Below are 23,166 nucleotides of genomic sequence, written 5' to 3' on the forward strand. Positions count from 1 at the left end.
AAAAATTTGCTTCGAAATATCGAAAAAAACGATGAATAGTGTGTAACAGCGTTATTAAGGAAACATTAACTGTAGGGGAAGGTGTAGCGACATCGCGGGGCAAGCCCGCTCCCACAGGATTGACTCTGATCCTGTGGGAGCGGGCTTGCCCCGCGATAAATCCAACTCAATTACTGCGCTTTAGCCTGCACGTTGGCCACTGGCTTCTTGACCGGCGCAGGTTTCGCGGCGGTCTTCTTCGCCTGCTCGGCCTTGGCCACCGGCTTTTTCACCGGTGCTGGCTTGACTGCCGCCTTGGCGGGCGCAGCCTTGACCGGTGCAGCCTTGACCGGCTCTTCCTTGGCAACCGGAGGCACTACTGGCGCAGGAGCTGCAACCGGTGCCTGAGCAGCTTCCGCCGGCTTGGCCGCAGGTTTTTCAACCGGCTTGTCGTCACTGCCGAACATCCGCGAGAAGAAGCCTGGCTTGCTCGCTTCCTTCTTCACCGGATCCGCTGCCTTGGCAGACTTGTCGGACGACCCACCAAACAGGTTGGAGAAGAAGTTGCCCTTGCTGGCCGCCACCGCAGTAGCGGCTGCTGCTGCGGCTGGCGCCGCGCTGACAGGGTCGAAGGACTTGCCCGTCGACAGGTCCTGGACCTGGCTGGCTGCACGCTGACCACTGCGCAACGCGCCTTCGAGCGTGCCAGGGTAGAGCGCATCAGTGTGCTCACCGGCAAAGGCGATACGCTGCACCGGACGCTCCCACAAGCGCCAGAATTTGCTGATCTGGCCCGGACCATAGGCCAGGTAGGCACCGCCCATGTTGGCGTCGGTGCTGTAACGGCGGACTTCGTAACCGGTGAAGGCTCCGCGAGCCTGTGGGTAGAACGCATGCATGCGGATCAACACCTGGTCGACCATCTGCTTGTCGCCGAAAGCCTGCAGCAGGCGCGCGTTGTCGCCGGACAGGTTGATGACAACGTTGGCGCCACCTTTGAGCGCAGGCTCGACCCACAGCATGCCAAGACCGGTGTTGCTGTAGATTTCGCCAGACATGCGCGCACGGCTCTCCCACACAGGGTGCTTGAACTTCAGCAACAGCTGGTCACGCCAGCCATAGTTGGTGCCCTTCAAGGCGGCCAGGTGTTTGGTGTCCAGGCCCGGGGTCATCTGAATCTTGGCCAGCGCGCGCAGTGGCACGGCCAGGACCACGTAATCGGCCTGATAACCGACGCTGCCGACTTTGACAGTCACGCCGTCCTTGTCCTGGGTAATGGCACTGACCGGCGAGCTGGTCTTGATGGTCTTCAGCTGCTTGACGAACGCCTGGGCAAGCACCGGGCTGCCACCTGGCAGGCGCGCGGCGCGCAGGTCACGGTCGCTGACGCCGCGATAGACGCGGGTCTGCTGGGCGAAATACAGCAGCGACAGGCGCGATGGCTCGTCGTAGCGGGTGCGGATCTGCTGGTTGACCAACTGACGCGCGGTGGTCGGCAGCTGCAGCTTGTCCAGCCAACTGGACACGTTCAGCTGGTCGAGGGCGAACAAGGTGCTGTTGGCCGCCGGGTTCTGCGGGTCGTCAATCGAGCGCGCCAGATCGTCGAGGGTCTTTTCATAGCGCTTGAGCGCCTCGGCGGTCGCCGGTTGCTTGGTCGCAAGGTCGGACGAGCTGAAATACTCGCCATCGATCAGGTAACCCGGTGTACGGACGAACTCCGGTGCCGGCAGGGTGCTGATCTTGAAGGTATCGAGGTACTGGTTGAGGATCGGCTGGGCCTTGCTGTTACCGATCCATTCGCTGGTGGCCAGCCCGGAACGCCCGCCCATCCCCGATTTGGCTTCGAGCAGGGTTACCTGCCAGCCCTTGCCCTGCAATTCATAAGCGGCAGTCAGGCCAGCCAGACCACCGCCGACGACGATTGCCGTCGGGGTTTTGTCCTTGGCCAGCGCAGTGCCGCTGAACAGTCCTATCATTACCAGCGCACAGGCGCGCAGCCACCCAGCAGACATGTTGGCGAACTCCGGATCAAAGCAGAAAGATGGGGGGATTCCCCCTGGAAAGAGTAGCCGAAGAATACGCGAGGCCAAGTCCCCCGGCTAGCGACGCCAGCGGCTGATTGCATGTCACGGGTTGTCCTCGACCGACGCATTGCATAGGCTTGCGCCGCATGTCCGCGCTGTCGTCGCCAGGAGAAGAGAAATGGGCCTCAACCAACAGTGGATGCAACGTGACCTGAAGGTCCTGTGGCACCCCTGCACCCAGATGAAAGACCATGAACAACTGCCGCTGATCCCGATCAAGCGCGGCGAAGGCGTGTGGCTGGAAGACTTCGAAGGCAAACGCTACCTCGACGCGGTCAGCTCCTGGTGGGTCAACGTCTTCGGGCATGCCAACCCGCGGATCAACCAGCGCATCAAAGACCAGGTCGATCAGCTTGAGCACGTGATCCTCGCAGGCTTCAGCCACCAACCGGTGATCGAGCTGTCCGAACGCCTGGTGCAGATTACGCCCGAGGGGCTGACCCGGTGCTTCTACGCCGATAATGGTTCGTCCTGCATCGAAGTGGCGCTGAAAATGAGCTTTCACTACTGGCTCAACAAAGGCCTGCCAGAGAAGAAGCGCTTCGTCACCCTGAGCAACAGCTACCACGGCGAGACCATCGCGGCGATGTCGGTGGGCGATGTACCGCTGTTCACCGAAACCTATAAGGCGCTGCTGCTCGACACCATCAAGGTGCCAAGCCCCGATTGCTACCTGCGCCCTGAGGGCGTGAGCTGGGAGGAGCACTCGCGCACGATGTTCGCCGCCATGGAGCAGACCCTGGCCGAGCACCACGACACGCTCGCCGCAGTGATCGTCGAGCCGCTGATCCAGGGCGCGGGCGGTATGCGCATGTACCACCCGGTTTACCTCAAGCTACTGCGCGAGGCCTGCGACCGCTATGGCGTGCACCTGATCCACGACGAGATCGCCGTTGGTTTCGGCCGTACCGGGACGATGTTCGCCTGTGAGCAGGCCGGCATTCGCCCCGACTTCCTGTGCCTGTCCAAGGCCCTGACCGGCGGCTACCTGCCACTGGCGGCGTGCCTGACCACCGACGAGGTGTACAACGCTTTCTACGACGACTACTCGACCCTGCGCGCCTTCCTCCACTCGCACAGTTACACCGGCAACCCGCTGGCCTGTGCGGCGGCACTGGCGACCCTGGATATTTTCGAACAGGACAACGTGATCGAGAACAACAAGGCCCTGGCCTCGCGGATGGCCAGCGCCACGGCGCATCTGATCGATCATCCGCACGTCGCCGAAGTGCGCCAGACCGGTATGGCCCTGGCGATCGAGATGGTCCAGGACAAGGCCAGCAAGAGCGCTTATCCGTGGCAGGAACGGCGCGGTCTGAAAGTCTTCGAACACGCCCTGACACGCGGCGCCCTGCTACGCCCGCTGGGCAGCGTGGTGTACTTCCTGCCGCCGTATGTGATTACCCCGGAACAGATCGATTTCCTTGCCGAAGTGGCCAGTGAGGGTATCGATATCGCTACGCGCGACAGCGTCAGTGTGGCGGTTCCGGGTAATTTCCATCCTGATTTTCGCGATCCGGGCTAGCAAGCATCGCGGGGCAAGCCCGCTCCCACAGGCGTCACACATCCCCTGTGGGAGCGAGCTTGCCCCGCGATAGACCAACACATATTCCGAGTTTTCAAATGAGACTGTCCCGCTTCTTCATCGACGCCCCCTTGAGCCTCGGCGAGCACGACTTGCCCGAAGCCCAGGCCCACTACATTGGCCGCGTACTGCGCATGACCGCTGGCGATGCCGTACAGCTGTTCGACGGCAGCGGCCAGGAATTCCTCGGCCAATTGCTCGAAGTCGGCAAGAAAACCGTACGGGTGCAACTGAACGAGTCCTTCGCCGGGCAAGCAGACTCCAGCCTCAAGGTCCACCTCGGCCAGGGCCTGTCGCGCGGCGAGCGGATGGACTGGGCGATCCAGAAAGCCACCGAACTGGGGGCCAACGTCATCACCCCGATCGTCAGCGAGCGCTGTGAAGTACGCCTCAAGGACGAACGCGCCGACAAACGCCTGGCCCACTGGCGCCAGGTGGCAATCAGTGCCTGTGAGCAGTGCGGCCGTTCAAGCGTGCCGCAGATCAACCCACCGGTACTGCTGGCCGACTGGTTCAAGGCCTGTGATGAACAGCTCAAGCTGGTCCTGCACCCGGTGGCCGAGCCGCTGGTCAGCCACCAGAAGCCGCAAAGCCTGGCATTCCTGATCGGCCCGGAAGGCGGTTTGAGCGAGGCCGAAGTCGAGCAGGCCAAAGCCGCCGGTTTTCATGCCGCGCGCCTCGGCCCACGGGTCCTGCGTACCGAAACCGCTCCGGTGGTGGCCTTGGCGGTTGCCCAGCAGCTGTGGGGCGACTTCTAGAGCACGTAGAAAAATACCGCGATGAAGTGCAACAGGCTGCCGGCAATGACAAACAGGTGCCAGATGCCATGCCAGTGGCGAAAGCGACTGTCATAGGCAAAGAAGATGATGCCGATGGTGTAGAACGCACCACCGGCCGCCAGCCAGGCAAAACCGGCAGCCCCGAGACTGGCCAGCAGCGGCTTGACTGCGACCAGCACGATCCAGCCCATCAGCGCATAGATGATGATCGATAGCACCCGCGCTTCGGAGCGCGGCTTGATCTCCTGAAGCATGCCGATCACCGCCAGCCCCCAGACCACCCCGAACAGGCTCCAGCCCCACGGCCCGCGCAGGCTGACCAGACAAAACGGCGTGTAACTGCCGGCAATCAACAGATAGATCGACAGATGATCGAGCTTGCGCATCACCACTTTGGCCTTGCCGCGCACGCTGTGATAGATCGTTGAAATGCTGTAGAGCAACAGCAGGGTAAAGCCGTAGATCGCCAGGCTGACGATCTTCCAGGGATCGCCCTGCAGACTGGCCACCACCAGCAGCCAGACTGCGCCGATACAGGCCAGCACCGCGCCGACCAGGTGCGTCCAGGCATTGAAACGTTCACCGTGATACATGCAACAGGGTCCTCCGAACGACGGCCAGGCTTCCTATCCTACCCAGGCAGATGTTTCAAACCAGCCCTGCATCCTCCAGCAACTGTTCAAGCGCTGGCAGGTCGGGCACCCTGGCTACCTGATCGCCGACCTGCACTGCCGCCAGTTCCAGCGCAGCCAGGGGCACATCGACGTAGTTGAGCTGGCTGTCGAGCTTGCATGAGCGCGGAATGCCCTGCACCAGCACGGCAATGAAGCGCAAACGGCTGCCCCCCAAGGCGTTGAGCACGACGATGCGCGCCCGCTCCCCTACCCGCACCTGTCCACCACAAGCCGCCTCGAAGCTGAGCAGCGGCAGACGCTGGTTACGCCAATCGATCCAGCCGAGCATCCACTCGGGCTGTTCAGGCGCCGGGGTGCCGGCTTGATAGCCGATCAGTTCAGCCACCGCGACGTTGGGCAGTACCAGGCAACGATCGGCCAACGCCAGCAGCAAGCCGGTCAAGCTACTACGACGGCCATTGCGGGCGGACTGTTCAAGCATGAGGGTTACTCCAAAGCGCAATACTCTGCAGCAACACCGACTCCTGATAGGGTTTGCCCAGGTAGTCGTTGACCCCGATGGACATCGCCCGGTCACGGTGTTTCTGCCCGGTCCGCGAGGTGATCATGATGATGGGCAGGTCCTTCAGGGCCGGGTCGTGACGGATCTGCGTGGCCACCTCAAAACCATCCATACGCGGCATTTCGATGTCCAGCAGCAACACATCCGGACGATGCTCCTGCAGCAGCGTCATCGCATCGACGCCGTCCTTGGCGGTCAGCACGTTCATGCCATGACGTTCAAGCAGGCGGCCGGTAACCTTGCGCACGGTCACCGAATCATCGACCACCATCACCAGCAATGGCCGCTTCGGCGCCTGGTCGACCTGCTGCGCAGGCAAACGAGCAGAGCTACCCGCTTGCTGGGCGTGATGCTGCTGCAAGCCGCGCAGCTGGCCTGGCAAATCAACAATCAGCACCACCCGGCCATCGCCCAGCAAGGTCGCTCCGGACAGCCCCTGGACGCTGGCAAACTGCGGCCCGAGGCTCTTCACCACGATCTCGCGGCTGGCCGCCAGGCTGTCGACCTGGATTGCGAACTGTTGTTCATGAGAATGCACCAGCAACACCGGCAGCGGCAGGCTCTGGCCCAGCAGACGCGGTTGCACGGCACCTTGCAGCAGCTCACCGAGGTAACGCAGTTCGTAGCGACGCCCGGCGTACTCATAGTGCGGCGGATCCAGCTGATAGCAGGCTTCCAGCTCGGCCGGCGGCACGCGCACAATGCCTTCGATGGTGTTGAGCGGCACCGCGTACTGCTCTTCGCCGTACTGCACCATCAGCGCGCGGTTGACCGACACGGTAAACGGCAAGCGAATCAGAAAGCGCGCGCCCTTGCCTGGACTGGATTCGATCACCATCGAGCCACCGAGTTGCTTGACCTCTTCATGGACCACGTCCATGCCCAGGCCCCGCCCGGAGATCTGGGTAATTTTCTCGGCGGTGGAGAACCCCGGCTGGAGAATGAACTGCATCACCTCATGGTCGCTGAGGACCGCCGCGGGGTCGAGCAAGCCTCGCTTGATCGCCTTGCTCCGTACCGCGTCCAGTGGCACACCGGCACCGTCGTCGGTCATTTCAATGACGATATCAGCGCCTTCGTGCAACAGGGTCAGCGAAATCAGCCCCTGCTCCGGCTTGCCGGCGGCCAGGCGGATTTCACGGGACTCCAGGCCATGGTCGACGGCGTTGCGCAGCATGTGTTCCAGCGGTGCCACCATGCGTTCCAGCACGCTACGGTCCATCTCGCCTTCGGCATTGCCGACCACCAGCTCGACCTGTTTGCCGAGCTCGCTGGCCACCTGCCGCACCACCCGCTGCAGCCGTGGCACCAGACGTTCGAACGGCACCATGCGCGTGCGCATCAGGCCCTCTTGCAGCTCGCTGCTGACCCGCCCCTGCTGCTGCAGCAGGCTTTGCGCTTCCTGGGCACGCAGGGTCAGGGTTTCCTTGAGATCGAGCAGGTCGGAGGCCGACTCGAACAAGGCCCGCGACAGCTGTTGCAACTGGGAGTGGCGGTCCATTTCCAGCGGGTCGAAGTCGTCATAGACCTGGCCATCGCCCTCCCCCTGCTGACGACTGAGGATTCGGCCCTGGGTTTCAGTATCCAGACGGCGCAACTGATCGCGCATGCGCTCCAGGGTGGTTTCCATCTCGTTCAGCGCGACCTGGGCATCATTGACCTGCTGTTCGATGCGCCCGCGGATGATCGAATGTTCGCCCGCCAGGTTGCCGAGGTCATCCAGCAGGTCAGAGGCCACCTTGACCATGTCCACCGGCCCGCGCTCGGGGGCTGCCACCGGTGCTTCCACCGCTGTGGCCGCTTCAGGATGCGACTGCTGGGCTGCGGTATCGGCCAGCGCCGCACTGCTGAAGTTGCGAATGTAGTCGATCAGCGCTGTCGCCGCGTGCAACGGCTGTTGCAGGCGCACCGCGTCGAGCATGTGCGCCAGGCGGTCATGGCAGTTCTGCAACAGGCTGAACAGCGCCGCACTGGGCTGCAATTGCCCGGCAGCCAGCAGTTCATAGAGAAACTCCAGTTCGTGGGCCAGATCGCCGATCGGCGCGATCTCGACCATGCGCGCACCACCCTTGAGGGTATGCAGATCGCGCAGCAGGTTCTCCACCTCGACCGCATTACGCGATTCGGCTTGCCAGCGCAGCAAGGCGGCGCCGGAGCTTTCGACAATATCGAAGCTCTCTTCGAGGAAAATTTCCAGCAGCTCCTTGTCGCCGGCTTCCTGCACCGGGTCGGCAGGCTTGTCCGCTGCCGCAACAGGAGGCGCGCTGTGACGATACTCACGCAGCGCCGCCAGCAACGTCACCGCCGACGAGGGCTCCCGGCCTGCCTGTAGCTGTTCAAGCACCTCGGCCAATTGGGCATGGCTGCTACGGAGCAAGCTGAACAGCTCAGCGCTCGGAGCGAAACGTCGATCCACCAGGCCTTCGTACAACAGCTCAAGTTCCTGGGCTAGCACCTCGACCGCACCAATGGCGGCCATCTGCGCACCACCCTTGAGGGTCTGCAGGTCACGGTGCAACGACGACAACGCCGAGGCATTGTCGGCATCGGCCAACCAGCGCTCCAGCGCCTGGTTGGCGCTTTGCAGCACATCGCTGGCCTCTTCGAGAAACAGCTCGATCACGGCAGGGTCCATCGCCAGCGCTGCCGTTGCAGCGCTCAGATCGGCGATCTGCGCCTGCCCCTGACGATGGCTGATCAGCCCCGTAGCCTCGGGTGCCAACGCTTCGTCGAGCAGTTCACGCAAGGCTTCAAGGCGTTCAGGATGGGCATCCACCTCCTGACCGGCAGCAAGCTGGTCGAGCATGTCGATCAGCGCCTCATGGGCGTGCTGCGCCTGTTCGAAAAAGCGTGCACTGACGGCCAGGCTGCTTTCCTCGACTGCACCATACAGGTCCAGCAAGGCTTCGCAGAGTTCATCCACTTGCCACAGGTCAGCCAGGTGGGCGCTCTGGCCCAGGGTGGTCAATTCATCGAGCAGCGCCGTGAGTTCCTGACGCTCGCTCGGGTGCTCTTGCCAGCGCAACAACAGCGATTCGGCATCGAGCAGGATATCCATGCCCTGGGCGAGGAAGCTGGCAATCAACTGCGGATCGCGCTTGATCCGCAGGCCCTGGCTCGGCGCCTGAAGCAGGGCCTGCAGACGTGCTTCAACCACCTGATGGATTTCCTCGATCAGGGTCGAAGCACCGCTGATCACCGCCAGCGGCGCACTGGACAACTGTGCCAGGCCGCGGCGCAACAGCGGTTCGGCGCTCTCCAGCAGGTAGATTTCTTCAAGGTCGAAGGCCAGCTGATGGGCCTTGAACTCCCGGGCCAGCAGGTCGAGCGCGGCGGCAAGTTCGGCAATCGGTAGCACCCCGGCCATGGCGGCGCTGCCTTTGAGGGTGTGAAACGCGCGCTGCAAACTGTCACTGACCGGTTGCGGCAACTGCTGATCGGCGGCTGCCAGGAAGCTGTCGAGACTGGCCAGATGCCCCTCGGCCTCGTTGCGAAAAATCTCCAGCAACTGCGGGTCGATGGCCTCGCTGGCGTCGGCCTCATGGGGCGCGTCATTCATTGCCAGGGCGTGCAGTTGCAAGGCCAGCTGCTCGACCTCTTTGCCCGCCTGCACCTGACCGTTGGCAAAGGCCACCAGCAAGCCGGGGATCAACGTCAATGCCTGCTGCAGACTGGCCAGCGGCGCAGCCCCCACTTCGACGCGGCCCTCAAGGACCCGATTGAGCAGGTGCTCGGCCGCCCAGGCCAGCTCCGCCAGACCTTGCGCGGCGACCATCCGCCCGCTGCCCTTGAGGGTGTGCAGGCCCCGACGCAGTTCTACCAGGGCGTCGCGGTCGCCAGTGTTGGCCTGCCAGCGCGCCCATTGTTGATTGAGCTGAGGCAGGAGCTCATCGGCCTCTTCGAGGAACACCTCGCGCAGCTCGTCATCAACCACCGGCTGCTCGATAACCGCCGCCTCGACCTCCACCACTTCAGGTTCGGGTTCGGGCTCCGGCTCAGGCATATAACCCAGCGCCGCCAGGCTGGCCTGGGCAGCGTCGAGAAACTGCCGGGGATTGGCTTGTGGATCAGCGAGCAACCATTGCAGATAGCACTCACCGGCGCTCAAGGAATCGGCCAGGTGCGCCAGTGCTGTGGCATCCGGTGGCGCCGCGCCGAGCAGGTGACGCTGGGCATAGTCGGCACACTGACCAATCAGAGCAGCCGCGCGGGGCAGCATCAGCATGGCCAGGGCGCCGCGGATCTGCTGCAGCAAGTTCGGCAGTACCAGTAGGCGCTGGGGCTGCCAGCCGGCATCAAGACAATCACCGAGCTGATCCTTGACCTGCTGCAACACCGAATGGGCCTCTTCCAGCACAAGCTGACGGATTTCGGCCAGGTCGGTGCCAGGCAGCGAACTCTGGTTCGGGTGCTGCTCCAGCGGGCCGACCATGCCCGCCAGGGTTGCTTCGACATACAGCAGCGCGCCGGCGATATCCATCAACACCGCATCGTCTGGCGCGCGCTGGCCCTGGGCCAGACTCTGCAGCACCAGCACCTGGTCGATGATCACCCGCCGGGGCTGGCTGAAGCCGAGCACCGCCAGGGTATCGGCAATCTGCCGCAGGGGCGAAAGCAAGGGCTGCAGGTCATCGATACGCTGACGGTCACTGCGGACAAACAGGTCTAGACGTTCCTTGACCCGCATCAGGTCCTCACACAGCGCTGCCACCACCGATCGCAGGGCATCGCGGTCGGAACCCGCCTGCAGACGCTCGCGCAGGGAACCCAGGGATAAATCAAGATTGGCCAGTTCCTCGGCCGCCCCCGGCGCCGTGCCGGACAGGCTGCCGACAGCCAAAGGCTCGACACCACGCTCGGCCCGCAGCTGGTTGAGCACCGGCAGCACCACCAGCGGCAGGTCGCGCCGGGCGCTACGCAGCCGTTCCAGATACAGCGGCAGCTGTTCAAGGCCGCGAAACAAGGCGCCCAGGGCTTCGCCGCGCTGGCTGACACGCTTTTCCTTCAGGGCTATGCCCAGTTGCTCCAGCTCTTCGGCGAGCAATGCGGCGCCACTGAGTTCGAGCATCACCAGGCAGCCGCGCACCTGGTGCAGGTTGTCGATAAACCCGAGCAGGTCATCTTCATCGCCAGGTTCCGCGCAAAAGTGCTCCAGCGCCAGGCGTGCCTGGGCCAGGCAGTCGGCGATGGCACTCTTGACCCAAGTCAGGGCTACCGTGTCGTGGCGCTCAGCCATATCTGCTCCCGTTGCCATGCTCACGTGCGGGCGCTCAACGTGGTGGGTTCGGTGGCAGGGTGAAACCGGACACCGAGCGGCGCATTTCACTGGCCATACGGGCCAGGTTGCCAATGCTTTCGGCGGTCGCGCTGGATCCTGCCGAGGTCTGTGAGGTGATTTGCTGGATTATCGCCATGGTATGCGAGATCTGCCCGGCCGATGAGGTCTGGAGCTGGGCGGCGTCGGAGATGCTGTGGATGAGTTCGGCGAGGGTTTGCGACACCCCTTCGATCTCCTCCAGGGCGACGCCGGCATCCTGGGCCAGGCGCGCACCGCGCACCACTTCAGCAGTGGTCTGCTCCATGGAAATCACCGCCTCGTTGGTGTCGGTCTGAATGGTGCGGACCAATGCCTCGATCTGCCGGGTGGCCGAGGACGAGCGTTCAGCCAGACGCTGCACCTCGTCGGCGACCACGGCGAAGCCGCGCCCCGCCTCGCCCGCCAGCGATGCCTGGATCGCCGCATTGAGGGCGAGGATGTTGGTCTGGTCGGCAATGTCATCGATCAGGCTGACGATGTCGCCGATCTCCTGGGACGACTCGCCCAGGCGCTTGATCCGTTTGGCGGTGTCCTGGATCTGTTCGCGAATGTTGTCCATGCCGCGGATGGTGTTGTGCACCACTTCATTGCCCTTGTTGGCAATGGCCACCGAGCGCTCGGCAACCTTCGCCGACTCGTAGGCATGGGTGGAAACCCGGTCGATGGATTCGGCCATGTCGCCGACTGCCACCGAGGCTTCGGTGATCTGCTCGGCCTGGTGCTCCGAGGCCTTGGCCAGCTGGTGGGCGGTGTTCTGGGTGTCCTGCACGGCGCTGGCCACTTCCTCGGCACTGAGGTTGATGGTGGCCACCAGGTCACGCAACTGGTCGATGGAGTAATTGATCGAGTCGGCAATCGCACCGGTGAAGTCTTCGGTCACCGACACCATCACCGTCAGGTCGCCATCGGCCAGGTCTTCAATTTCGTCGAGCAAGCGCATGATCGCTTGCTGGTTGCGCTCATTCATCTGCGCGGTTTCACGCAGCTGGCGATGGGTTTCACGGACCATCACCAGGCCGATGAGGATGATCGACGCCAGTGCCAGCAGCCCCAGCACATAGCCACCGACGGTATCCAGGGTGCGCCCGCCGGCAAGGTTCTCGAAGCCGTTGGCCAGGCGCGAGGCTTCATCGAGCAGGGTCTGCGACTGGTTGAAGATGTTCCCGGCCGCCTCACGCACGCGGAACAGTTCTGGCGAGGTTTCGAGAATCTCATCCACGGAACCGGCAACGAACTGGAACAGCTCGGCGATATCCGCCAGCCGCGCCCGGGCATCGAGGTCTTGAACACGGGTGATATTCAGGGTCGGGTTGCCGCCGAGCATGCCTTCGAGCACCTGGCCGAAACGGCTGGCATCGCGACCAAAGGCGTCGGCGGCCTGCACTGAAGTCTCGTCACCGGCCAGCACGGTATTGACCGAACCAAGGATGCGCTCGGCCAGCAGCGACTGGCGCTGGGCCACCGCCACCTGATTGGCCGGAGCGCCGCTCTGCAGCAGGATTTCGACGACTTTTTCGTACTCAACCTGCAGTTGCGGCACGGTCTCGGCCAGGGTTGCGGCAACCTGATGCAGCGACAACACGGTCTGCTCACTGGCCAGAATGGTATCGGTGTTCTTGCGCAAACCTTCCCAGTCGCGCAGCACCGCATCCATTTCGTTGCGCACCGCCGGTGGTGCGGCAGGCAGGCCGGTGGCCGCGTCACCTTTGTTCAGGTAACCCCAGCGCTGTTCGAAATCGTTACGCGCCTCGCTGAGCAGGCGAAACGCCCGCGCCTTGCCCGCTGCCGCTTCGGTGGCGTTCTTGGCAATGCGCTGGGACAACACCCGCAACTCACCGGCGTGGCCGATGTACTGCTTGTCGTAATTGGCCTGGGTGTTGAGGTAGGCGAAGTTGGCGAACAACAGGATGATCGACAGGATCAACACGACGAACAACGCCGCGATCCGGGCGCTGCTGCGCGAGCCTGGGGTTGAAGAAGCGGTGGTGGTCTTGGTCACGAATCCGGCATTCCTTTACAACGCCACGTCGAGAAAGCCCGGCGCCTGGGCCAGGGCCAGCGGGCTGAAAATGGCCCAGCAGCGTTGCTGCTGGAAATGGCCCTGGACAAAGGGTTCCGCACCGTTGAGCAACGGGGTGGGCGGCGACAATTCGAGGCTGTGCAGGGGAAAATGCTGCAACCCCAGCACCTCGTCGACCAACAGCCCGGCAAACAGCTCTTCATGATCGAGCACCAGCACCCGTCGCTGCTTGCGCGGTGCCGACAGCCCGAGGCCAAAAAAGCCGCACAGGTCCATGACCGGCAACAACCGCCCACGCAGGTTGGCCACCCCGCTGACCCAGGGTTTTACCCCGGGAATCCGGCTCAGGCGCGGCTCATGCAGGACTTCGGCGACCTCGCCCATGGGCGCGACGAACCATTGCTCGCCGATGCGAAAGCCAATACCGCTCCAGCTCTGCAGGCGGGTTTCCTGCAACGGCAGATCGGCCGCCAGCAGCCGGCAGCGCCGGTCAATGTCCAGCAGCAGTTCGAAGGCCGTCAGCGACTCGCCCATGGGTTGGGTGGTCAACCTTTGAGCACGCCGTTGAGCACCTTGATCAGGGTCTCTTCATCCACCGGCTTGGTCAGGTAGTCGCTGGCGCCTTGACGCTTGCCCCAGACCTTGTCAGTTTCCTGATCCTTGGTGGTAACGATGATCACCGGGATGGCGGCTGTTTCCGGGTCTTTGCTGAGCTGACGGGTCGCCTGGAAACCGTTGACACCGGGCATGACGATATCCATCAGCACCGCATCCGGCTTTTCGTGACGCGCCAGCGCCACGCCATCGGCGCCATTCTCGGCCTTGAGCACCTGATGCCCGTGTTTTTCGAGCATTCCGGTCAGTTTGTACATTTCGGTCGGCGAATCGTCGACGATCAGAACTCGGGCCATGCTGTTCCCCATCAAAGGACTGGACGCCGCTGCCGGGGCGCGGCGTCAGGGTGCGTGTTGTTCTTCTGCGGCGAACCCGGGCACATGGGCCCTGATTGCGTCCAGCAGTTCTTCCTTGCTGAAAGGTTTGGTCAAAAATTGATCGGAGCCGACCACGCGGCCCCTGGCCTTGTCGAACAGGCCGTCACGGGACGACAGGAGAATCACCGGCGTGTCCTTGAAAGCACTGTTGTGCTTGATCAGGGCGCAGGTCTGGTAACCGTCCAGACGCGGCATCAGCACGTCGACGAAAATGATCTGCGGATGCTGGTCGACGATCTTGGCCAGCGCATCAAAGCCGTCGGTGGCGGTGATGACCTCGCAGCCTGCTTCATTGAGCAACATTTGTGCGGTGCGACGGATCGTTTTCGAGTCATCGATCACCATCACCTTCAGTGCCGCGCCGGGCTGTTCCATAATTGCTCTACCATCGCTGCTCAAGCGTCGCCTGGAAAGGCCGTGCAGGCCACGTGCCAGGCCTTTTTAGCACACTCTGGGGGTGCATTCCATCGGCCTGCGCCACGGCCCGCCGCAGCGCCATCCTGGATGCGTTTTTCCCTTGACCGCCAGCGCTGCGAGCGCCACCCTGACGCCACTTTTCATTCGAGCTACTGCGGCATAGCGCCGCCGAGAGGAACTACCCCATGAGCGTTCGCCTCGGGATTGTCATGGACCCCATCGCGTCCATCTCCTACAAAAAGGACAGCTCGCTGGCCATGTTGCTGGCAGCCCAGGAACGCGGCTGGTCGCTGTTCTACATGGAACAGCAGGACCTCTACCAGGGCAAGGGCCAGGCCCGCGCGCGGATGCGCCCGCTGAAGGTGTTCGCCGATCCGCAGCACTGGTTCGAGCTGGAAGCCGAGCAAGACAACGCCCTGAGCGATCTGGACGTGATCCTGATGCGCAAGGATCCGCCGTTCGACATGGAATTCGTTTACAGCACCTACCTGTTGGAACAGGCCGAAGCCGCTGGCGTGCTGGTGGTAAACCGCCCGCAGAGCCTGCGCGACTGCAACGAAAAACTGTTCGCCACCCTCTTCCCGCAGTGCACGCCGCCGACCCTGGTCAGCCGTCGCCCGGACATCATTCGCGAATTCGCCGCCGAACATGGCGACGTGATCCTCAAGCCGCTGGATGGCATGGGCGGCACCGGGATCTTCCGCCATCGCGCGGGCGACCCGAACCTCTCGGTAATTCTCGAGACCCTGACCCTGCATGGCGCCTCGCAGATCATGGTCCAGGCCTACCTGCCGGCGATCGTCGATGGCGACAAGCGTATCCTGATGATCGACGGCGAACCGGTGCCTTACTGCCTGGCACGCATTCCGGCCAGCGGCGAAACCCGTGGCAACCTGGCCGCTGGCGGCCGTGGCGAAGCCCGCCCGCTGACTGACCGCGATCGCTGGATCGCCGAACAGGTCGGCCCGACCCTGCGCGAGAAAGGCCTGTTGTTCGTAGGCCTGGACGTCATTGGTGAGCACCTGACTGAAATCAACGTCACCAGCCCGACCTGCATCCGCGAAATCGACAACGCCTTTGGCACCCGCATTGGTGTGCAGTTGATGGATGCCATTGATCGCAAGCTCAAAGCGCGCTGACCGCCGACGCGGAGCAACCGCGCAGAGTGGGGTATCATGCCGGTCGTTTTTTTGACCTGTGCACCCGTTCTGCCGGTTTTCCCCCGGCCGCGCGGCTGCTGGATACCTGATGACGCTGCCTGCTGACATCCCCGCCGACTTCACTCCGCCCCGCGTTCGCCCGGCGGATCGGCTCGGCTTTACCTTGTTCCTGGCAGCCCTGGTGCACTTGGCGCTGATCCTCGGCGTGGGTTTTTCCATTGCCAAGCCGGAAGAAATCCGCCGCACCATGGAAATCACCCTGGCGACCTTCAAGAGCGAGAAAGCCCCGCAGAAGGCTGACTTCCTGGCCCAGGATAACCAGCAGGGCAGCGGCACCCTGGACAAGAAAGCGGTGCCGAAAACCACCGAAGTCGCACCGTTCCAGGACAGCAAGATCAACAAGGTGACACCGCCCCCCGCGGCCAAGCCCGAAGTGCAGCCGCAACCGGCGCCGCCCAAAGCCGTAGTCGCCACCCAGGCGCCAAAGCCGCAAAAGGTCGAAACCCGGCCCAAAGAAGCCAAGCCGCAGCCCAAACCCAAGGCTGCAACCCCGGATTTTGACAGCTCGCAGCTGTCCAGCCAGATCGCCAGCCTCGAAGCCGAGCTCTCCAACGAGCAACAGCTGTACGCCAAGCGCCCGCGTATCCATCGCCTGAATGCCGCCTCGACCATGCGCGACAAGGGCGCCTGGTACAAGGATGAATGGCGCAAGAAAGTCGAGCGCATCGGCAACCTTAATTACCCTGACGAAGCCCGTCGCCAGCAGATCTACGGTAGCCTGCGACTAATGGTCTCGATCAACCACGACGGCTCGCTTTATGAAGTGCTGGTGCTGGAGTCTTCCGGGCAACCGCTGCTCGACCAGGCCGCCCAGCGCATTGTTCGCCTGGCGGCGCCATTTGCACCGTTTACCGGCGATCTGGCCGACATCGACCGGCTGGAGATCATTCGTACCTGGCGCTTCGCCCGCGGCGACCGTCTGTCCAGCAATTAACGGTGGGAGCGGGCTTGCCCCGCGATACGATGTGACTGGCAGATTGCAATCGCGGGGCAAGCCCGCTCCCACAGCATGCCCGCTCCCACACTTCAGGCTTGTCAGTCTGCCGTACCGACGCCACACTAATAGCCATGAAAAACCTCAGCCCGAGTTACCTCAAGCATCAGTTCCTGATTGCCATGCCGCACATGGCCGACCCGAACTTCGCGCATACCTTGACCTACATCGTCGAGCACAACGCCAATGGCGCGATGGGGCTGGTGGTCAATCGGCCCCAGGAGCTAAACCTGGCCGATATCCTCGAACAACTGCGCCCGAACGTCGAACCGCCGGCCAGTTGCATGCACATACCGATCTACATGGGCGGCCCGGTACAGAGCGATCGCGGCTTTGTCCTGCACACCAGTGACAAGCGTTTCCAGGCCACCGTCGAGCTGGACGGCCTGTCGCTGACCACTTCCCAGGATGTGCTGTTCGCCATCGCCGATGGTGGCGGGCCGAAACAGAGCCTGATCACCCTCGGCTATGCGGGCTGGGAAGCCGGCCAGCTGGAAGCGGAACTGGCCGACAACGCCTGGCTTAACTGCCCGTTCGACCCCGAGATCATCTTCGGCATGGCCTGCGAGCAGCGTCTGGCAGCCGCAGCGGCAAGCCTGGGCATCAACCTGAGCCTGCTGACCAGCCAGGCGGGGCACGCCTGATGGCCGAACTGCGTCTGCTGCTGGGCTTTGACTACGGCACCAAACAAATCGGTGTCGCCGTCGGCCAGGTCATCACCGGCCAAGCCCGCGAGCTGTGTACCCTCAAGGCCCAGAACGGTGTACCGGACTGGACCCAGGTGGAAAAACTCATCCAGGAGTGGAAGCCCGACGCCATCGTCGTTGGCCTGCCACTGAACATGGACGGCACCCCCAGCGAAATGAGTGCCCGCGCCGAGAAATTCGCCCGGCGCCTGAACGGCCGTTTCAACCTGCCCGTGCATACCCACGACGAACGCCTGACCACCTTCGAAGCCAAGGGCGAGCGCATGGCCCGCGGCGGCCAGCGTGGCAGTTACCGCGACAACCCGGTCGACGCCATTGCCGCCGCCCTGCTGCTGCAGGGCTGGCTGGAGGCCAATACCGGGCAATCCTGATCATCGGATTCAAGCCGGGCCAGCGCTGCGCCCCCGGCCTCTTGAGGAGCAAGCATGAGCCTACCCAATCCCGCCGAACTGATCCGGCAGATGGCTGTCGACCTTCGTGCCCATCTGGCCCGGCGCAACATTAGCGAGCCACGCTTCATCGGCATCCGCACCGGGGGCATCTGGGTTGCCCAGGCCCTGCTCGAAGAACTGGGCAGCGATGCCGCCCTCGGCACCCTCGACGTTTCGTTCTATCGCGATGACTTCAGCCAGAACGGCCTGCACCCACAAGTGCGCCCATCGGAGCTGCCATTCGAGATCGAAGGCCAGCATCTGATCCTGGTCGACGACGTGCTGATGAGCGGTCGCACCATCCGCGCCGCCCTCAACGAATTGTTCGACTATGGCCGTCCGGCCAGCGTGACGCTGGTGTGTCTGCTCGACCTGGATGCCGGCGAATTGCCGATCCGCCCGAATGTGGTCGGCGCGACGCTGTCGCTGGCCGCCCATGAACGGGTAAAATTGACCGGACCCGCACCGCTCGCCCTCGAGCGCCAGGACCTCGCTTCCGCTTCCGCCCTTTAAGAGTCCCTCGCGATGACGCCAATCGACGCCAAGCGCCCGCTGCAGCTCAATGATCAGGGCCAGCTGCGCCACTTTCTCTCGCTCGACGGTTTGCCCCGCGAACTGCTGACCGAGATCCTCGACACCGCCGACTCCTTCCTGGAAGTCGGCGCCCGGGCCGTTAAAAAGGTCCCGTTGCTGCGCGGCAAGACCGTCTGCAACGTGTTCTTCGAGAACTCCACCCGTACCCGTACCACCTTCGAACTGGCCGCCCAGCGGCTGTCGGCCGACGTCATCACCCTGAATGTGTCGACCTCCTCGACCAGCAAGGGCGAAACCCTGTTCGACACCCTGCGCAACCTTGAAGCCATGGCCGCCGACATGTTTGTCGTGCGGCATGCCGACTCCGGCGCCGCGCACTTCATCGCCGAACACGTCTGCCCGGAAGTGGCGATCATCAACGGTGGCGACGGCCGTCACGCCCACCCGACTCAGGGCATGCTCGACATGCTGACCATTCGTCGGCACAAAGGCGGCTTCGAGAATCTCTCGGTGGCCATCGTCGGCGACATCCTGCACTCGCGGGTAGCGCGTTCGAACATGCTCGCGCTAAAAACCCTGGGTTGCCCGGACATCCGCGTGATCGGACCGAAAACCCTGCTGCCGATCGGTATCGAGCAGTACGGCGTGAAGGTCTACACCGACCTCGAACAGGGCCTCAAGGACGTCGACGTGGTGATCATGCTGCGCCTGCAGCGTGAGCGCATGGCCGGCGGCCTGCTGCCCAGCGAAGGCGAGTTCTACCGCCTGTTCGGCCTGACCACCGCACGCCTGGCCGGGGCCAAGCCCGATGCCATCGTCATGCACCCGGGGCCGATCAACCGCGGCGTGGAGATCGAATCGGCGGTGGCCGACGGTGCCCACTCGGTGATCCTCAACCAGGTCACCTACGGTATCGCAGTGCGCATGGCCGTACTGTCGATGGCCATGAGCGGGCAGACCGCGCAACGTCAATTCGAGCAGGAGAACGCCCAGTGACCCTCAGTATTCTCGGCGCCCGGGTCATTGATCCACAGAGCGGCCTGGACCAGACCACTGACCTGCATATCGATGCCGGCAAGATTGTCGCCATGGGCGCAGCGCCTGCCGGCTTCAGTCCGGCACGCAGCATCGATGCAACAGGCCTGATCGCCGCCCCCGGCCTGGTCGACCTCAACGTCGCCCTGCGCGAGCCGGGTTACAGCCGCAAAGGCAGCATCGCCAGCGAAACCCGCGCTGCGGCCGCTGGCGGCATCACCAGCCTGTGCTGCCCACCGCAGACCAAGCCGGTACTGGACACCTCGGCCGTCGCTGAGCTGATCCTCGACCGCGCCCGCGAAGCCGGGCACAGCAAAGTGTTCCCGATCGGCGCCCTGAGCAAAGGCCTGGAAGGCGAACAGCTGGCAGAGCTGATCGCCCTGCGCGACGCCGGCTGCGTGGCGTTCGGCAACGGCCTGAAAGCCTTTGGCAACAACCGTACCCTGGCACGCGCCCTGGAGTACGCGGCAACCTTCGACCTGACGGTGATCTTCCACTCCCAGGACCGCGACCTGGCCGAGGGCGGCCTCGCCCACGAAGGTGCCATGGCCAGCTTCCTCGGCCTGCCGGGCATCCCGGAAACCGCCGAAACCGTGGCCCTGGCGCGCAACCTGCTGCTGGTCGAACAGACTGGCGTACGCGCGCACTTCAGCCAGCTGACCAGCGCCCGTGGCGCGCGCCTGATCGCCCAGGCCCAGGAATTGGGCCTGCCGGTCACCGCCGACGTGGCGCTGTACCAGCTGATTCTCACCGACGAAGCGCTGCGCGACTTCTCCAGCCTGTACCACGTACAGCCGCCGCTACGCACCCGCGCCGACCGCGACGGGCTGCGCGAGGCAGTGAAGTCCGGGGTGATCCAGGCGATCTCCAGCCATCACCAGCCGCACGAGCGCGATGCCAAGCTGGCTCCGTTCGGGGCCACCGAGCCGGGTATCAGCAGCGTCGAACTGCTGCTGCCACTGGCGATGACCCTGGTGGAAGATGGCTTGCTCGACCTGCCAACTTTGTTGCAACGTTTGTCCAGCGGCCCTGCCGAGGCCCTGCGCCTGCCGGCCGGGCAACTGAAAGTCGGCGGTGCCGCCGATCTGGTGCTGTTCGATGCCAAGGCCTCGACCGTGGCGGGTGAACAGTGGCGCTCCAAAGGCGACAACTGCCCGTTCATCGGCCACTGCCTGCCGGGTGCGGTGCGTTATACCTTGGTCGATGGGCACATCAGCCACGAAGCCTGATCATCGCGGGGCAAGCCCGCTCCCACCAGGATGGTGATAGTCCTGTGGGAGCGGGCTTGCCCCGCGATAAAGATTGACCACTCATCCTTCAAGGTTGAAATCCTTCCCACCACCCCCATATGAGTCTGCATCAGGCATTTTCGCCCCGCTGCGTGGAGACTCTCCCTTGACCACCATCGTTTCAGTTCGCCGCCACGGCAAAGTCGTCATGGGCGGCGACGGCCAGGTTTCTCTCGGCAATACCGTGATGAAAGGCAACGCCAAGAAAGTCCGCCGCCTGTACCACGGTCAGGTCATCGCCGGCTTCGCCGGTGCCACCGCCGACGCATTCACCCTGTTCGAACGTTTTGAAGGCCAGCTGGAAAAACACCAGGGCCATCTGATCCGCGCCGCCGTCGAGCTGGCCAAGGAATGGCGTACCGACCGTTCCCTGAGCCGTCTGGAAGCCATGCTGGCGGTCGCCAACAAGGATGCTTCGCTGATCATCACCGGCAACGGTGACGTGGTCGAACCCGAAGACGGCCTGATCGCCATGGGTTCCGGTGGTGCCTACGCCCAGGCCGCCGCCCGCGCCCTGCTGCAAAAGACCGACCTCTCGGCCCGTGAAATCGCCGAGACCGCCCTGAACATCGCCGGTGACATCTGTGTGTTCACCAACCACCACCTGACTATCGAGGAGCAGGACCTGGCCGAGTAATTCAGCTGTTCTGGCGCCCGGCCCCGGTGGCCGGGCTTTTCCACGCTGACTTATCGAGCCCAAGGACCATCACAACCATGTCCATGACCCCCCGCGAGATCGTCCACGAACTCAACCGCCACATCATCGGCCAGGACGACGCCAAGCGCGCCGTCGCCATTGCCCTGCGCAACCGCTGGCGGCGTATGCAGCTCCCGGCTGAGCTGCGCGTTGAAGTCACGCCAAAGAACATCCTGATGATCGGCCCGACCGGTGTCGGCAAGACCGAAATCGCCCGGCGCCTGGCCAAACTGGCCAATGCCCCGTTCATCAAGGTCGAAGCGACCAAGTTCACCGAAGTCGGCTACGTTGGCCGTGACGTCGAGTCGATCATTCGTGATCTGGCCGATGCCGCGATCAAGATGCTCCGCGAGCAGGAAATCGTCCGTGTCGGCCACCGTGCCGAAGACGCCGCCGAAGAGCGCATCCTTGATGCCCTGCTGCCACCGGCACGCACCGGCTTCAACGAAGACCAGGTCAACACCCAGGACTCCAACACCCGCCAGCTGTTCCGCAAGCGCCTGCGCGAAGGCCAGCTGGATGACAAGGAGATCGAGATCGAAGTGGCCGAAGCCATGGGCGTCGACATTTCCGCGCCACCGGGCATGGAAGAGATGACCAACCAGCTGCAGAACCTGTTCGCCAACATGGGCAAGGGCAAGCGCAAGAGCCGCAAGCTCAAGGTCAAGGAAGCGCTCAAGCTGGTGCGCGATGAAGAAGCCAGCCGCCTGGTCAACGAAGACGAGCTCAAGGCCAAGGCCCTGGAAGCGGTCGAGCAGCACGGCATCGTGTTCATCGACGAAATCGACAAGGTTGCCAAGCGTGGCAACGTCGGCGGCGCCGATGTCTCGCGCGAAGGCGTACAGCGCGACCTGCTGCCGCTGATCGAAGGCTGCACGGTGAACACCAAACTGGGCATGGTCAAGACCGACCACATCCTGTTCATCGCCTCCGGTGCCTTCCACCTGAGCAAGCCGAGCGACCTGGTGCCTGAGCTGCAAGGCCGTCTGCCGATCCGCGTCGAACTCAAGGCCCTGAGCCCGGAAGACTTCGAGCGCATCCTCAGCGAACCGCACGCCTCGCTGACCGAGCAATACCGCGAGCTGCTGAAAACCGAAGGCCTGCATATCGAGTTCGCCGCCGAAGGTATCAAGCGCCTGGCCGAGATCGCCTGGCAGGTCAACGAGAAAACCGAGAACATCGGTGCCCGTCGCCTGCACACCCTGCTCGAGCGCCTGCTTGAAGAGGTGTCGTTCAGTGCCGGTGACCTGGCCAGCACCCACAACGAAGCGCCGATCCGTATCGACGCCGAGTACGTCAACAGCCACCTCGGCGAATTGGCGCAGAACGAAGACCTTTCTCGTTATATTCTGTAAGCCTCACTCTCTTACAGGCAGGGCCGCTTGCGGCCCTGAACCACATGGCCAGACTCCCCAGCGGCATCAACCTGCACAAAGCCTCCAAGACCCTCACCCTGACCTACGGGCCCGATGAGGTGTACCACCTGCCCGCCGAATTCCTGCGCGTGCACTCGCCTTCCGCCGAGGTCCAGGGCCACGGCAACCCGATCCTCCAGTACGGCAAGCTTGGCGTCGGCCTGAGCGGCCTGGAACCTGCCGGTCAGTACGCACTGAAGCTGACCTTCGACGACGGCCACGACAGCGGTCTGTTCACCTGGGAGTACCTGGAGCAACTATGCCTGCGCCAGCAGGAACTCTGGGACGACTATCTCGCCGAGCTGGCCAAGGCCGGAAAATCGCGCGACCCCAACGAGTCCATCGTCAAGCTGATGCTCTAGTTCAAGCCTTTCAGGGTTTAGAGCGCATTTTCTAATTCTATTTGCTTGAATGCCTGCTCAGCGGCCAATGAATGGCCGTCTTGCGAAACACTCGAAAGTCGGGTAACCAATG

The 23,166-nt window shown here is 63.4% G+C and carries 20 protein-coding genes; 12 read left to right on the top strand and 8 right to left on the bottom strand.

Translation table 11 applies throughout. The features are described 5' to 3' along the window. Positions 1 to 170 precede the first annotated feature (170 nt). Entirely contained in the window at positions 171 to 1,991 is a 1,821-nt protein-coding gene (locus PSAKL28_RS24435; RefSeq protein ID WP_038615362.1) for a flavin monoamine oxidase family protein, read from the bottom strand. A 190-nt stretch (positions 1,992 to 2,181) separates the two neighbouring features. Between PSAKL28_RS24435 and PSAKL28_RS24440 the strand changes: the two genes are divergently transcribed. After that, positions 2,182 to 3,588 (top strand): adenosylmethionine--8-amino-7-oxononanoate transaminase, encoded by a 1,407-nt coding sequence (locus tag PSAKL28_RS24440; protein WP_038615364.1) that lies wholly within the window; start codon positions 2,182 to 2,184, stop codon positions 3,586 to 3,588. 98 nt (positions 3,589 to 3,686) lie between these two features. Beyond that, the gene (locus PSAKL28_RS24445; protein WP_038615366.1) at positions 3,687 to 4,406 is read left to right on the top strand and encodes a 16S rRNA (uracil(1498)-N(3))-methyltransferase; all 720 of its coding nucleotides are present in this window, start codon (positions 3,687 to 3,689) and stop codon (positions 4,404 to 4,406) included. Here the strand turns inward: PSAKL28_RS24445 and trhA are convergent. From trhA to pilG, 7 genes are read right to left on the bottom strand one after another with little or no spacing between them, the layout of a single operon-like run. Then, positions 4,403 to 5,020 (bottom strand): PAQR family membrane homeostasis protein TrhA, encoded by a 618-nt coding sequence (trhA, locus tag PSAKL28_RS24450; protein WP_038615368.1) that lies wholly within the window; start codon positions 5,018 to 5,020, stop codon positions 4,403 to 4,405. The two genes, PSAKL28_RS24445 and trhA, sit on opposite strands and share 4 nt — an antisense overlap. Before the next feature lie 55 nt (positions 5,021 to 5,075). Further along, the gene (locus tag PSAKL28_RS24455) at positions 5,076 to 5,543 is read right to left on the bottom strand and encodes a chemotaxis protein CheW (protein WP_038615370.1); all 468 of its coding nucleotides are present in this window, start codon (positions 5,541 to 5,543) and stop codon (positions 5,076 to 5,078) included. Continuing rightward, on the bottom strand, positions 5,536 to 10,860 hold the full coding sequence (locus PSAKL28_RS24460) for an Hpt domain-containing protein (RefSeq protein ID WP_038615372.1): 5,325 nt from the start codon (positions 10,858 to 10,860) through the stop codon (positions 5,536 to 5,538). The genes PSAKL28_RS24455 and PSAKL28_RS24460 overlap by 8 nt, the downstream gene beginning before the upstream one ends. A gap of 34 nt (positions 10,861 to 10,894) precedes the next feature. Next, positions 10,895 to 12,940: a methyl-accepting chemotaxis protein gene (locus PSAKL28_RS24465; RefSeq protein ID WP_038615375.1), complete on the bottom strand. Its 2,046-nt coding sequence runs from the start codon at positions 12,938 to 12,940 to the stop codon at positions 10,895 to 10,897. Positions 12,941 to 12,955: 15 nt separating this feature from the next. Beyond that, a complete protein-coding gene (locus PSAKL28_RS24470) occupies positions 12,956 to 13,510 on the bottom strand; it encodes a chemotaxis protein CheW (protein WP_084589142.1) in 555 nt (184 codons plus the stop codon). Continuing rightward, positions 13,507 to 13,872, bottom strand: a complete 366-nt coding sequence (gene pilH, locus PSAKL28_RS24475) for a twitching motility response regulator PilH (protein WP_038615379.1) — start codon at positions 13,870 to 13,872, stop codon at positions 13,507 to 13,509. The genes PSAKL28_RS24470 and pilH overlap by 4 nt, the downstream gene beginning before the upstream one ends. Before the next feature lie 45 nt (positions 13,873 to 13,917). Next, positions 13,918 to 14,328, bottom strand: coding sequence for a twitching motility response regulator PilG (gene pilG, locus PSAKL28_RS24480; protein ID WP_038615381.1), 411 nt, complete (start codon positions 14,326 to 14,328; stop codon positions 13,918 to 13,920). A 227-nt stretch (positions 14,329 to 14,555) separates the two neighbouring features. Between pilG and gshB the strand changes: the two genes are divergently transcribed. The 10 genes from gshB to PSAKL28_RS24530 all read left to right on the top strand — a co-directional run bounded on the left by gshB (position 14,556) and on the right by PSAKL28_RS24530 (position 23,054). Further along, the gene (gene gshB / locus PSAKL28_RS24485; RefSeq protein WP_038615383.1) at positions 14,556 to 15,509 is read left to right on the top strand and encodes a glutathione synthase; all 954 of its coding nucleotides are present in this window, start codon (positions 14,556 to 14,558) and stop codon (positions 15,507 to 15,509) included. 109 nt (positions 15,510 to 15,618) lie between these two features. Then, complete coding sequence (locus PSAKL28_RS24490) at positions 15,619 to 16,524, top strand: energy transducer TonB (protein ID WP_038615385.1); 906 nt, start codon at positions 15,619 to 15,621, stop codon at positions 16,522 to 16,524. Between the two features lie 134 nt (positions 16,525 to 16,658). Further along, positions 16,659 to 17,228 carry a YqgE/AlgH family protein gene (locus PSAKL28_RS24495; protein ID WP_038615387.1) on the top strand — a complete coding sequence of 190 codons (570 nt, stop codon included), beginning with the start codon at positions 16,659 to 16,661 and terminating at the stop codon, positions 17,226 to 17,228. Next, positions 17,228 to 17,662: a Holliday junction resolvase RuvX gene (ruvX, locus tag PSAKL28_RS24500; protein WP_038615389.1), complete on the top strand. Its 435-nt coding sequence runs from the start codon at positions 17,228 to 17,230 to the stop codon at positions 17,660 to 17,662. The genes PSAKL28_RS24495 and ruvX overlap by 1 nt, the downstream gene beginning before the upstream one ends. Positions 17,663 to 17,716: 54 nt before the next feature. Then, positions 17,717 to 18,235, top strand: a complete 519-nt coding sequence (gene pyrR, locus PSAKL28_RS24505; protein ID WP_038615391.1) for a bifunctional pyr operon transcriptional regulator/uracil phosphoribosyltransferase PyrR — start codon at positions 17,717 to 17,719, stop codon at positions 18,233 to 18,235. 12 nt (positions 18,236 to 18,247) lie between these two features. Then, positions 18,248 to 19,252 carry an aspartate carbamoyltransferase catalytic subunit gene (locus PSAKL28_RS24510; RefSeq protein WP_010221491.1) on the top strand — a complete coding sequence of 335 codons (1,005 nt, stop codon included), beginning with the start codon at positions 18,248 to 18,250 and terminating at the stop codon, positions 19,250 to 19,252. Continuing rightward, entirely contained in the window at positions 19,249 to 20,520 is a 1,272-nt protein-coding gene (locus PSAKL28_RS24515; RefSeq protein WP_038615394.1) for a dihydroorotase, read from the top strand. The genes PSAKL28_RS24510 and PSAKL28_RS24515 overlap by 4 nt, the downstream gene beginning before the upstream one ends. Positions 20,521 to 20,686: 166 nt before the next feature. Beyond that, complete coding sequence (hslV, locus tag PSAKL28_RS24520) at positions 20,687 to 21,217, top strand: ATP-dependent protease subunit HslV (protein WP_038615396.1); 531 nt, start codon at positions 20,687 to 20,689, stop codon at positions 21,215 to 21,217. 77 nt (positions 21,218 to 21,294) lie between these two features. Continuing rightward, positions 21,295 to 22,632 carry an ATP-dependent protease ATPase subunit HslU gene (gene hslU / locus PSAKL28_RS24525; RefSeq protein ID WP_038615398.1) on the top strand — a complete coding sequence of 446 codons (1,338 nt, stop codon included), beginning with the start codon at positions 21,295 to 21,297 and terminating at the stop codon, positions 22,630 to 22,632. 44 nt (positions 22,633 to 22,676) lie between these two features. Continuing rightward, positions 22,677 to 23,054 carry a gamma-butyrobetaine hydroxylase family protein gene (locus PSAKL28_RS24530; protein WP_038615400.1) on the top strand — a complete coding sequence of 126 codons (378 nt, stop codon included), beginning with the start codon at positions 22,677 to 22,679 and terminating at the stop codon, positions 23,052 to 23,054. Positions 23,055 to 23,166: the final 112 nt, after the last annotated feature.

It is taken from the genome of Pseudomonas alkylphenolica (assembly GCF_000746525.1).
Classification (GTDB): Bacteria; Pseudomonadota; Gammaproteobacteria; order Pseudomonadales; family Pseudomonadaceae; genus Aquipseudomonas; species Aquipseudomonas alkylphenolica.

What these genes read in the sequence shown, in the direction of transcription:
- PSAKL28_RS24495 (WP_038615387.1), top strand. Translation starts at nt 16,659, where the DNA reads ATGAAAAACCTCAGCCCGAGTTACCTCAAGCATCAGTTCCTGATTGCC.
- gshB (WP_038615383.1), top strand. Translation starts at nt 14,556, where the DNA reads ATGAGCGTTCGCCTCGGGATTGTCATGGACCCCATCGCGTCCATCTCC.
- PSAKL28_RS24435 (WP_038615362.1), bottom strand. Translation starts at nt 1,991, where the DNA reads ATGTCTGCTGGGTGGCTGCGCGCCTGTGCGCTGGTAATGATAGGACTG.
- PSAKL28_RS24530 (WP_038615400.1), top strand. Translation starts at nt 22,677, where the DNA reads ATGGCCAGACTCCCCAGCGGCATCAACCTGCACAAAGCCTCCAAGACC.
- ruvX (WP_038615389.1), top strand. Translation starts at nt 17,228, where the DNA reads ATGGCCGAACTGCGTCTGCTGCTGGGCTTTGACTACGGCACCAAACAA.
- pilH (WP_038615379.1), bottom strand. Translation starts at nt 13,872, where the DNA reads ATGGCCCGAGTTCTGATCGTCGACGATTCGCCGACCGAAATGTACAAA.
- PSAKL28_RS24455 (WP_038615370.1), bottom strand. Translation starts at nt 5,543, where the DNA reads ATGCTTGAACAGTCCGCCCGCAATGGCCGTCGTAGTAGCTTGACCGGC.
- hslU (WP_038615398.1), top strand. Translation starts at nt 21,295, where the DNA reads ATGTCCATGACCCCCCGCGAGATCGTCCACGAACTCAACCGCCACATC.
- PSAKL28_RS24460 (WP_038615372.1), bottom strand. Translation starts at nt 10,860, where the DNA reads ATGGCTGAGCGCCACGACACGGTAGCCCTGACTTGGGTCAAGAGTGCC.
- PSAKL28_RS24510 (WP_010221491.1), top strand. Translation starts at nt 18,248, where the DNA reads ATGACGCCAATCGACGCCAAGCGCCCGCTGCAGCTCAATGATCAGGGC.
- pilG (WP_038615381.1), bottom strand. Translation starts at nt 14,328, where the DNA reads ATGGAACAGCCCGGCGCGGCACTGAAGGTGATGGTGATCGATGACTCG.
- PSAKL28_RS24445 (WP_038615366.1), top strand. Translation starts at nt 3,687, where the DNA reads ATGAGACTGTCCCGCTTCTTCATCGACGCCCCCTTGAGCCTCGGCGAG.
- PSAKL28_RS24440 (WP_038615364.1), top strand. Translation starts at nt 2,182, where the DNA reads ATGGGCCTCAACCAACAGTGGATGCAACGTGACCTGAAGGTCCTGTGG.
- pyrR (WP_038615391.1), top strand. Translation starts at nt 17,717, where the DNA reads ATGAGCCTACCCAATCCCGCCGAACTGATCCGGCAGATGGCTGTCGAC.
- trhA (WP_038615368.1), bottom strand. Translation starts at nt 5,020, where the DNA reads ATGTATCACGGTGAACGTTTCAATGCCTGGACGCACCTGGTCGGCGCG.
- PSAKL28_RS24490 (WP_038615385.1), top strand. Translation starts at nt 15,619, where the DNA reads ATGACGCTGCCTGCTGACATCCCCGCCGACTTCACTCCGCCCCGCGTT.